The organism is Dietzia aerolata (genome assembly GCF_014144865.1).
In the GTDB taxonomy this organism is placed as follows: Bacteria; Actinomycetota; Actinomycetes; order Mycobacteriales; family Mycobacteriaceae; genus Dietzia; species Dietzia aerolata.
Genome location: NZ_JAALDM010000073.1, coordinates 1 through 7,939 on the forward strand (window position 1 = coordinate 1; position 7,939 = coordinate 7,939).

Sequence of the window (7,939 nt, forward strand, 5' to 3'; positions counted from 1 at the left end):
CCGACCCGGATGCCGGGATCGCGCCGGAGGGACACGAGAACCTCTTCGTCCTGGTGCCGATCCCCGCCGACCCCGGATCGGGGCGCGGCGGGGTGAACGGGGCCGGTGACGCGACGATCGAGGTGGCCGCCGATCAAGCGATCGCGCAGATCGCCGACTGGACTGGCATCCCGGACCTCGCCGAGCGGATCGTCGTACGCCGCACCATCGCGCCGGCCGATCTCGAGGCGGATCTGGGCGCCTGGCGCGGTACCGCACTCGGCCCGGCGCACACCCTGGCGCAGAGCGCGTTCTTCCGCACCCGCAACGTCAGCAGGCACGTCGACGGGCTGTTCTACGCGGGCGCCTCGACCATTCCGGGGATCGGGCTGCCGATGTGCCTCATCAGTGCGGAGCTGGTGCTCAAGCACGTGCGCGGCGACACCGGCACCGCCCCGGTGGCCGAGCCGGGCGGAGGCACGGTGTTCAGCGGGTGATCGGGCTGGCGTACCTGGCTGTCCAGGCCCTCTCGTTCGCGGGGATCCTCGTGATCGACCACCGCTGGCGTCTCGCCGCATTCCGCGCCCCGGCCGCCACCGCGCTGGCCGTCACCGCCGCAGTGGCGTTGTTCCTGACCTGGGATGTACTCGGCGTGCGCAGCGGTGTGTTCTTCCGCGGCCGGACCGACTTCATGACCGGACTGCTCATCGCGCCGGAGATCCCTGTGGAAGAGGTGGTGTTCCTGGCGTTCCTGTCGTACCTGGCGCTGGTCTGTGCGACCGGGGTGACGGCCGCGGCCGAGCACCTCCGCGCACGGCGGACAGGGAACGACCCGGCCCGTACCGACGAAACGGGGGAGCACCCGTGACCGGTATCTACACGACCATCAACCTCACCATGTCGATCCCGGTGCTCGGCGCCGCGGCGATCGCCCTGGGGCGACTGCGCGGGGCCGAGCGACGGCGGTGGTTGCTCGGCGTCGGCGGCTCGCTGGTGGTGCTGCTCGTCCTCACCGCGATCTTCGACAACCTCATGATCGCCGCCGGTCTCGTGGCCTACGACGACGCCCTCACCAGCGGCCTACGCCTCGGGCTGGCACCGATCGAGGACTTCTCGTACGCGGTCGCCGCCGCCGTGTTCGTACCCTCGGTGTGGTCCGTACTCACGGCGCGGGCGCCGGCGGCCGTGGCCGACGGACATGCTTCTCCGCAAGAGCCCGGGACAGGCGTTCCTGCCAACGTTCGGAAAAGTGTTCCGGATACGCCGGCGCCGCCCGCACTGCTCACCACGCTGTTCTGGTCATCGCGTCCGGTGTCGTGGGTCAACACCGCCGCCCCGTTCGCTCTGGCCTACTTCCTGGCCACCGGCGGATTCGACCTCGTGGGGGTGATCGGCACGGTCTTCTTCCTGGTGCCGTACAACCTCGCGATGTACGGGATCAACGACGTCTTCGACTACGAGTCCGACCTGCGCAATCCGCGTAAGGGCGGGGTCGAGGGCGCCGTGCTCGACCGGTCGCGCCACACGGCGACGCTCGTGGCCTCGGCCGTAACGACGGTGCCGTTTCTGGCCTACCTGGTCCTGGTGGGTTCCGCGGAATCGTCGGTATGGCTGGCCGCCAGCATGTTCGCCGTGATCGCCTACAGCGCCAAGGGGCTGCGGTTCAAGGAAGTCCCGTTCCTGGACTCGGTCACCTCCGCATTCCACTTCGTCTCCCCGGCGATCATCGGGTGGACGATCGCCGGGGCCGAACTCACCGCAGGGGTGTCGGCGTGCCTGGTCGCGTTCATGCTCTGGGGCGCGGCGTCCCAGGCGTTCGGGGCCGTGCAGGATGTGCGTTTCGACCGCGAGGCCGACCTCAGGTCGGTCGCGACCGTGCTCGGGGCGCGGAGCACCGTCTGGTTCGCGCTCGCCTGTTACGTCGCCGCCGTACTGGTGTTGCTGATCTGCGCGCCGTGGCCCGCGTCGGGTGCGGCGTTCGCGATCCTGCCGTACCTGGCGACGGTCGCCGCCTACCTCCGGGTCGACGATGCGACCGCCGAGGTGACCCATGAGGGCTGGAAGCGCTTCCTCGTGCTCAACATGCTGGCCGGCTTCTGCGTGACCCAGCTCGTCCTCTGGTCGGTTCTCGTCTGGGCCTGACCGCCGCCTCGCCGTCCGAGCCTTCCGCGGCCGTGCCCGTCACGTCCGTCAGCGGCGGGCGCGCTCACGTCTCTCAGCCGCGGGCGCGCTCCAGCCACCGCTGCGAGGGTGGGCTCGTGCGCCAGTTGCGGAAGATCGTCCGGAACGCGCGGGAGAACCGTCTCCGCATGGCGGCCGGGTCGTCGAAGGGGCGCGCGGAGATCCCGACGCTCAGCGAGCGGTCCACGACCACGCGGTCGGCGGCGCTGAACTGGAACGACAGGTCGATGTCGTCGTGGAGTTCGGGGTCAGTCCGGTCGACACCATCGCGCGCCCGATCCCACGCACTGCGGCGCATCGCCAGGTTGGAACCGAACAGCACCGGGTGGGCCATCGCCGCGCCGACCGACAGGAAGAAGGCGTCCATGTAGAGCACCCGGGCCGCCGCAGCGCGCCATCCTTCGAGCCCGATGAACTCGCCGGGCCCGGAGAGCGCCGAAAGCTCCGCGTCCGTCTCGAAGGCCGTCTCGATCCGAGCGAGCCAGTCGGGGCCGGGGCGAGAGTCCGCGTCGAGCCGGGCGATCACATCGCCGGTTGCCGAGTCGTAGCCGGCCGCCGCCGCAGCCGGGATGCCCCTGACGGGTTCCTCGATCACCCGCGCGCCCGCGGCGAGGGCGACGGCCGCGCTGTCGTCGGAGCAACCGTTGTCGACCACGACGATCTCGTCGGCCGGGCGCGACTGTCCGAGCAGTGCGGCGAGGCATCCGCGGAGTTCATCGGCGTCGTTCAGGACGGGAACGACCACGGAAATGCGCATGCGAGCATTCTGCCACCCCCGACGGCGAGCAGCCGCCGCTCAGATCGGGGTAGGCCACCATTGACCAGCCGATTTGTGTGCCCTCAAAGCCTGTGTGTAATCTGCTAAAGGCTTACGCACCGAGCCGAGGACGGACAGTCCGAGACTCGATGTGGCCCGCCCCCTTAGCTCAGTCGGCAGAGCGTTTCCATGGTAAGGAAAAGGTCGTCGGTTCGATTCCGACAGGGGGCTCGCACTGTGCGGGCGGCGCGATCGTCCGGCTAGCAGAGCATGCCGGTGTAGCTCAGCTGGTTAGAGCGCACGACTCATAATCGTGAGGTCGGGGGATCGAGTCCCCCCACCGGTACCCACATACGAAGGCCGTCCACGAGTCCGTGGGCGGCCTTCGTCGTCGCAGCGCGACAGGCGTGCTCTCTCCGCCGCTCGGGTAGCGTCCCCGGGTGTGAGCACAGAATCAACCCACGGCAGCCCGCCCGACGGTTCCGCAGTGGAAATCGGTGGCGATGTCGTCGTCGTCGTCGGGGATCCCGTCACGGTCACCGACGCGGTGGTTGCGCGCTTCGCCGAGGCGGTCTCCGCACCGCCGGGGCAGCTTCCGGCGACCCTCGCCGCCGCGCTGACCGCCCCGGTCCAGCGCGCCGTGATGGAACACCCAGCGCTGCGGATCGACCTCTCGCGCACCCTCCACACCGCGCAATCCAGCGAGCACCACCGGCCGATCCGGGTCGGCGACGTTCTCACCGCCACCGCGACGGTCACCGGCGTGCGGTCGGCGCGCGGCGGGCGGATGATCGGCTTCGACACCGTCCTGCGTGACGCCCGGGGCGCGGTCGTCCAGACCCTGACCAGTGCACTGCTCACCGCGGAGGTGGAGGGATGACGACGCCGCACGACCCGACGACGACATCGCCCGTCGCCCCGTCCATCGGCGACGCATTGCCTTCCCGCGACGTCGAGATCACCCGTGCCGACCTCCGCCGCTACGCCGAGGCCTCGGGCGACCACAATCCCATCCACCTCGAGGACGGGGCGGCACAGGCGCTCGGTCTGCCCGGCGTGGTGGCGCACGGGATGCTCACCTCCGCGCTGGCGATCGGGGTCGTGGCCGGGTGGGCAGGTGGAGCGGACCGCGTCCTGGCAACATCGATCCGATTTGCCGGGCCCGTGGTTGTGCCGGCCGATGAGCCCGCGGTGCTGCAGGTGTCCGGCGCGGTGCGCAGAGTGGCCGAGGATGGAGCGAGCGCCGACGTCGCGCTGACCGTGATGTGTGGCGGCGCGAAGGTGTTCGGCAAGGCCATCGTCACGATCGCGACGGGGGTGTGATTTCGGCGGACGGCGGCCTCTGTCGTACAGTGGGACGCCCGACCGAACGCGGTCGCGGACCACGCTGCCCAAGGCAGTAGCCGACACTGTAGAGTCGAGGCGTTCGTGCGGACCGCAGACGCGGAAGGCACGGGTGGCCGGGAGACCGGCCGAAGGGGCGTAGCTCAATTGGCAGAGCAGCGGTCTCCAAAACCGCAGGTTGCAGGTTCAAGTCCTGTCGCCCCTGCACTTCCCCGCAAGCCAGACGACCCGGAGGTAGGCGCGTGAGCAAGGATCGCGACGACGACGTCGATACCAGCGGCGCCCGCGACTCCGATGCCGCCGTCCCCACCGGCAAGGCCGGCCGCGGCGACACGACCGTCACGAGCCGCGTCCGGACCGATGCGGACAAGTCGGAGGACACGCGGGCGTCCCGCGCCAATCCGTTCCAGTACATCGCGCAGGTGGCCGAGGAACTGCGAAAGGTCATCTGGCCCACGCGCAATCAGATGGTCACCTACACCATCGTGGTGTTCCTGTTCCTCATCTTCATGACGGCGCTGGTCTCCGGCGTCGACTTCGGTGCGGGCAAGCTCGTCGAGCTCGTCTTCGACCGCTGACGACCCGCTGCACCAGGTCCGGGGCGAGAACCGGACCGACGAAACTCGAGAGGACCGCATTTCCGTGAGCGACATCGACCAGAGCCCTGAGGCCGACGGCGTCGAGGAGACCCCCGCTGCCGCCGAGCAGGCCGAGATCGAGGCCGACGCGGTGCTCGGTGACACGGGTGCGGATCCGTCGGACGCCGAGGTCCCCCCGGCTGCCGACGACGAGACCGCCGATGGCGAGGAGATCGGCGAGGAGATCGTCGACGGCGACGAGGCTGACCTCGAGGGCGGCGACGAGGCCGAGGCGGAGGCTCCCGCCGAGCCGGCCGCGCCGACCATCGACCCGATCATCGCCTTCAAGCGCCAGCTGCGGAAGCTGCCCGGTGACTGGTTCGTCATCCACTCCTACGCCGGGTACGAGAACAAGGTGAAGGCCAACCTCGAGACTCGCGCTGTCACCCTCGGCGCCGAGGACAAGATCTTCCAGGTCGAGGTCCCGATCGAGGAGTACACCGAGGTCAAGAACGGTCAGAAGAAGACCGCCAACCGCAAGGTCCTGCCCGGCTACGTGCTGGTGCGCATGGAACTCGATGACGAGTCATGGGGCGTCGTGCGCAACACCCCCGGCGTGACCGGCTTCGTCAGCGCGACCGGTGGTGCCACGGGCGCCCCGACCCCGCTGTCGCTGAGCGACGTCGCCAAGTTCCTGGCCCCCAAGCCGGAGAAGAAGGCCGCGGCCGGCGCCGCCGAGGGCGAGGGCGGCCTGGTCGCACCGGCCATCGAGGTCGAGTTCGAGGTCGGCGAGTCCGTCACCGTCATGGACGGTCCGTTCGCCACCCTCCCCGCGAGCATCTCCGAGGTCGACCCGGCCGCGCAGAAGCTCAAGGTGCTGGTGTCGATCTTCGGACGCGAGACCCCGGTCGAGCTCGGTTTCAACCAGGTCGAGAAGATCGACTGACACCCACGAGCTTGTCGGCGAACCCGCCCCGCGCAGCACGCGCCGGGCGGGTTCGCTGTTTCCGGCGCCGGGCGTCGATTGGGTGTTGGGGCCTGATTGGACGTAGACTCTCTCAGGTTGCGCCTGTATTCCCGCATGTCCGCCAGGTGGCTGGGTGTCGCGGGGAGGCGCACACGACAGTCGGTCACCCGCGTGTACAGCGCGGCGCCGAGATCCAGTCGAAGAATCAGGAAGACGATGCCTCCGAAGAAGAAGAAGGTCTCAGGGCTCATCAAGCTCCAGATCCAGGCCGGCGCAGCCAACCCGGCCCCGCCGGTCGGCCCGGCTCTGGGTGCCCATGGTGTCAACATCATGGAGTTCTGCAAGGCCTACAACGCAGCAACCGAGAACCAGCGCGGGAACGTCGTGCCGGTCGAGATCACGGTCTACGAGGACCGGTCGTTCGACTTCAAGCTCAAGACGCCCCCGGCCGCCAAGCTCCTGCTCAAGGCCGCCGGCCTGCAGAAGGGTTCCGGCACCCCGCACTCCGAGAAGGTCGGCAAGGTCACCATGGACCAGGTCCGCGAGATCGCGCAGACCAAGATGGAGGACCTCAACGCCAACGACGTCGACGCAGCCGCGAAGATCGTCGCCGGTACCGCCCGCTCCATGGGCATCACGGTCAGCTGACCTCTCTCCCCGTAAGCACCTGTGGAAGGGCAGCTCAGGCCCGCACCACACCCAACCGTCGCGCGTGTTGACGCGGCAGGAATGGAACTGACATGAGCAAGAGCAGCAAGGCCTACAAGGCCGCAGCTGAAAAGGTCGACCGCACCAAGCTGTACTCGCCTCTGGAAGCCCTGGCCCTGGCCAAGGAGACCTCCTCGAAGAACACGGATGACACCGTCGAGGTGGCCATGCGACTTGGCGTCGATTCCCGTAAGGCGGACCAGATGGTCCGCGGTACCGTGAACCTTCCGAACGGTACCGGTAAGACCGCCCGCGTCATCGTCTTCGCCGCGGGCGAGAAGGCGACCGAGGCCGAGGCCGCCGGCGCCGACGCCGTGGGCTCCGAGGACCTCATCGAGAAGATCCAGGGCGGCTGGCTCGACTTCGACGCCGCGATCGCCACCCCGGACCAGATGGCCAAGGTCGGCCGTGTGGCCCGCGTGCTCGGCCCGCGTGGTCTCATGCCCAACCCGAAGACCGGCACGGTGACCATGGACGTCACCAAGGCCGTGTCCGACATCAAGGGCGGCAAGGTCACCTTCCGCACCGACAAGGCCAACAACCTGCACTTCATCGTGGGCAAGGCGTCCTTCAGCGCCGAGCAGCTCACGGAGAACTACCAGGCCGCGATCGACGAGATCATGCGCCTCAAGCCGTCCTCCTCGAAGGGCCGCTACCTGCAGAAGATCACCTTCTCGGCCACGACCGGCCCCGGCATCCCGGTCGACACCTCCGCGGTGTCCAAGCTGCTTGAGGGCGGTGCCGACGCCGAGTGAGCTGACTTTCCGAGGTAGCTCCCCAGCAGGGGAGAGGGCCCCGCGACCGGATTCCCGGCGCGGGGCCCTCCCGTATTTCCGCCCGCCCTCCCGGTCCGCCCAGCCCCGCCCGCCCGCCGTGCCCTGCCAGCTGAGCTCGCCCGCCCACCCGCGCCCACCGACCCGCCCACCAGCCCACCCGCGACCCGCCCACCGGCGTTGAGTCGTTGCGTTCAGCGTTTGCGCAGGGCGGTTCGCGGGGAGGGCTGCCGCAGCGACTCCTGGCCCCGTTTTCCGGGTGTTGGCTTGTGTGATCTGGAGCACCCACGCGGACGTACCCTGGGGTATGGTTTCGCCAACAGGTGACGAGGGGGCGGATGCATGGCAGGTCGGGTGGGCACGGCGGTACGTTCCGCCGGTGACTTCTACGCGCTGTCCGCCGACGCCCTGACCGGGCTCGTCACGGGCCCCTGGCGGTGGCAGGAGTTCGTGGACCAGTACTGGTTCATCGCCCGCGTCTCGCTCGTCCCGACGGTGCTCATGGTGCTGCCGTTCACGGTGCTGGTGGTGTTCACCCTCAACTCGCTCCTCGGGGAGATCGGCGCCAGCGACATGGCGGGCGCCGGCGCCGGCCTGGGGGCGGTCACGCAGATCGGTCCGCTGGTCACCGTGCTCGTGGTGGCCGGCACGG

10 protein-coding genes, 3 tRNA genes and 1 pseudogene are annotated in these 7,939 nt (G+C 69.3%); 13 read left to right on the top strand and 1 reads right to left on the bottom strand.

What is annotated here, in order from left to right; all coding sequences use genetic code 11:
• The 3 genes and pseudogenes from G6016_RS05450 to G6016_RS05460 form a co-directional block, all read left to right on the top strand.
• A pseudogene (locus G6016_RS05450) lies at window positions 1-476 on the top strand (phytoene desaturase); the annotation flags it as partial.
• On the top strand, window positions 473-847 hold the full coding sequence (locus G6016_RS05455) for a lycopene cyclase domain-containing protein (protein WP_182631678.1): 375 nt from the start codon (window positions 473-475) through the stop codon (window positions 845-847). The pseudogene G6016_RS05450 and the gene G6016_RS05455, both read left to right, overlap by 4 nt.
• Window positions 844-2,121, top strand: a complete 1,278-nt coding sequence (locus G6016_RS05460) for a prenyltransferase (protein WP_182631679.1) — start codon at window positions 844-846, stop codon at window positions 2,119-2,121. The genes G6016_RS05455 and G6016_RS05460 overlap by 4 nt, the downstream gene beginning before the upstream one ends.
• Before the next feature lie 73 nt (window positions 2,122-2,194).
• Here the strand turns inward: G6016_RS05460 and G6016_RS05465 are convergent, their stop codons facing one another.
• A complete protein-coding gene (locus tag G6016_RS05465) occupies window positions 2,195-2,917 on the bottom strand; it encodes a glycosyltransferase family 2 protein (RefSeq protein WP_182631680.1) in 723 nt (240 codons plus the stop codon).
• A 158-nt stretch (window positions 2,918-3,075) separates the two neighbouring features.
• Here G6016_RS05465 and G6016_RS05470 point away from each other — a divergent pair.
• From G6016_RS05470 to G6016_RS05515, 10 genes are all read left to right on the top strand, one after another.
• Window positions 3,076-3,148 (top strand) — tRNA-Thr (locus G6016_RS05470).
• 41 nt (window positions 3,149-3,189) lie between these two features.
• A tRNA-Met gene (locus G6016_RS05475) sits at window positions 3,190-3,263 on the top strand.
• 96 nt (window positions 3,264-3,359) lie between these two features.
• Window positions 3,360-3,797 (top strand): (3R)-hydroxyacyl-ACP dehydratase subunit HadA, encoded by a 438-nt coding sequence (gene hadA, locus G6016_RS05480; protein ID WP_338403529.1) that lies wholly within the window; start codon window positions 3,360-3,362, stop codon window positions 3,795-3,797.
• Window positions 3,794-4,240, top strand: a complete 447-nt coding sequence (locus G6016_RS05485) for a MaoC/PaaZ C-terminal domain-containing protein (RefSeq protein WP_182631681.1) — start codon at window positions 3,794-3,796, stop codon at window positions 4,238-4,240. The genes hadA and G6016_RS05485 overlap by 4 nt, the downstream gene beginning before the upstream one ends.
• 153 nt (window positions 4,241-4,393) lie before the next feature.
• A tRNA-Trp gene (locus G6016_RS05490) sits at window positions 4,394-4,466 on the top strand.
• A 37-nt stretch (window positions 4,467-4,503) separates the two neighbouring features.
• Window positions 4,504-4,839 (top strand): preprotein translocase subunit SecE, encoded by a 336-nt coding sequence (gene secE / locus G6016_RS17805; RefSeq protein WP_182631682.1) that lies wholly within the window; start codon window positions 4,504-4,506, stop codon window positions 4,837-4,839.
• 64 nt (window positions 4,840-4,903) lie between these two features.
• Window positions 4,904-5,785 carry a transcription termination/antitermination protein NusG gene (gene nusG, locus G6016_RS05500; RefSeq protein WP_182631683.1) on the top strand — a complete coding sequence of 294 codons (882 nt, stop codon included), beginning with the start codon at window positions 4,904-4,906 and terminating at the stop codon, window positions 5,783-5,785.
• Between the two features lie 237 nt (window positions 5,786-6,022).
• Complete coding sequence (rplK, locus tag G6016_RS05505; RefSeq protein WP_182631684.1) at window positions 6,023-6,454, top strand: 50S ribosomal protein L11; 432 nt, start codon at window positions 6,023-6,025, stop codon at window positions 6,452-6,454.
• Window positions 6,455-6,546: 92 nt separating this feature from the next.
• Window positions 6,547-7,269 (top strand): 50S ribosomal protein L1, encoded by a 723-nt coding sequence (rplA, locus tag G6016_RS05510; protein ID WP_182631685.1) that lies wholly within the window; start codon window positions 6,547-6,549, stop codon window positions 7,267-7,269.
• A gap of 360 nt (window positions 7,270-7,629) precedes the next feature.
• Window positions 7,630-7,939 (top strand): ABC transporter permease (locus G6016_RS05515; RefSeq protein WP_182631686.1); only part of this gene is annotated, 310 nt, incomplete at its 3' end.

Excerpts from the sequence above, each read along its gene's own strand:
- G6016_RS05465 (WP_182631680.1), bottom strand. The coding sequence starts at position 2,917 with ATGCGCATTTCCGTGGTCGTTCCCGTCCTGAACGACGCCGATGAACTC.
- G6016_RS05485 (WP_182631681.1), top strand. The coding sequence starts at position 3,794 with ATGACGACGCCGCACGACCCGACGACGACATCGCCCGTCGCCCCGTCC.
- rplK (WP_182631684.1), top strand. The coding sequence starts at position 6,023 with ATGCCTCCGAAGAAGAAGAAGGTCTCAGGGCTCATCAAGCTCCAGATC.
- rplA (WP_182631685.1), top strand. The coding sequence starts at position 6,547 with ATGAGCAAGAGCAGCAAGGCCTACAAGGCCGCAGCTGAAAAGGTCGAC.